1 protein-coding gene and 1 pseudogene are annotated in these 1221 nt (G+C 65.1%); one reads left to right on the forward strand and one right to left on the reverse strand.

Going from position 1 to position 1221, the window contains the following annotated elements; genetic code table 11:
• Positions 1-348: 348 nt before the first annotated feature.
• Positions 349-843, reverse strand: a complete 495-nt coding sequence (locus ACIRS4_RS37675) for a hypothetical protein (protein ID WP_404204700.1) — start codon at positions 841-843, stop codon at positions 349-351.
• A gap of 76 nt (positions 844-919) precedes the next feature.
• Here ACIRS4_RS37675 and ACIRS4_RS37680 point away from each other — a divergent pair.
• Positions 920-1221 (forward strand): annotated as a pseudogene (locus ACIRS4_RS37680) (hypothetical protein); the annotation flags it as partial.

Raw genomic sequence — 1221 nt, forward strand, 5'->3', positions numbered from 1 at the left:
GCGTTCGGCGAACAACAGACGCTCCCGAACCTCCCGCGGAGTACGCGGCCGGTATCCGGGACCGGTACCACAGCAACCGCCATAGAACGTCAGACCGGATTCCAGCACAGCGGCAAGTGCTCGCCACCCAGCGGTATCGCCCCTTCTGGGCACTTCGAGGTGCGGCCCCGCATCGATCAGCTCGCCGGCGCACCGCACACACCAACCCGGCCCCGCGCCGATCGAGCCCTTGCAGGAAGCCCGGCAGCGCAGGCACACACGATGTGTCCGGCTCGGGTAGATGCACATGCTGGCACCGTACGCAGCCGAACCCGTGCCGGTCGAGCCATTTGCGACGAAGCGAACGACTCACTCCGTCGGCGGAGTTTCCTTGTCGCTGCGGGGAAAGAGGTGGTCGAAGCCGATCGCGAAGGAGTTGTCGGTGGGGTCGACCATGAGGTTGAAGGTGTGGCCCGGGGTGAGGCCGGAGTGGTTGCCGAGGGTGCACTCCGCGGTGAAAGGGGCGAAGGTCAGGCCGGTGATGCGGATCGTCAGGTCGGCCGTGTCCGGGTTTTCGCCACCGGGGTGAATCTCGTTGACGGAGAGTACTTCTCCGGTGCCGTGGACACCGATCGCTTGGAATCGGCGTTCCGCTCGGCGCCATTCGTACGCGCTGGCGAGCAGGAGCAGGCCGATCGGGAAAGTGAAGACGCCGGCGCAGAGGCCGTCGGCGAATCCGTCACCGGTCAGGCCGAGGATCGGGCCGATCAGCGTCAGGACGACGCCTGTGGCGTAGGCGAATACGCCGGCGTAGGGGCCGATGAGTTCGACCTGTCTCGGTCCTTCGTTCTCGCTGCGCGCCATTTCAGTTGCAGCGTAGCCCGCGAGGCAGCGAGGCGGGTATGTCGTAGGGGTGCGTTTGGATGGTCGGGTGAGCGAGATGATGCGGCGGCTGCCCGAGATTCAGGTGCTTCGTGACCGTTGCCGGGCGATGGCGATGCTGGATGCGATCCTCAGCCCGGAATGGGAATCCCGGTACTACTCCTTCGACTCCACGTGGGGTGAGGGCGAGGAGGTTGCGTCGATGCGGAACGGGTCTGGGGACGACTGGTTCATCGTCTTCAGTGGTGCGGGGGTCTATGGGCGCGGGTTCGATCATGAAGCCCCCAATGCGCCGGACGTGCTCCAGGCGGTTCCGAGTGTCTTCGAAATCTATGTGACAGAACCTGCTTTCGCAGATCA

The sequence above is a fragment of the Streptomyces sp. NPDC101166 genome (genome assembly GCF_044768125.1).
Classification (GTDB): Bacteria; Actinomycetota; Actinomycetes; order Streptomycetales; family Streptomycetaceae; genus Streptomyces.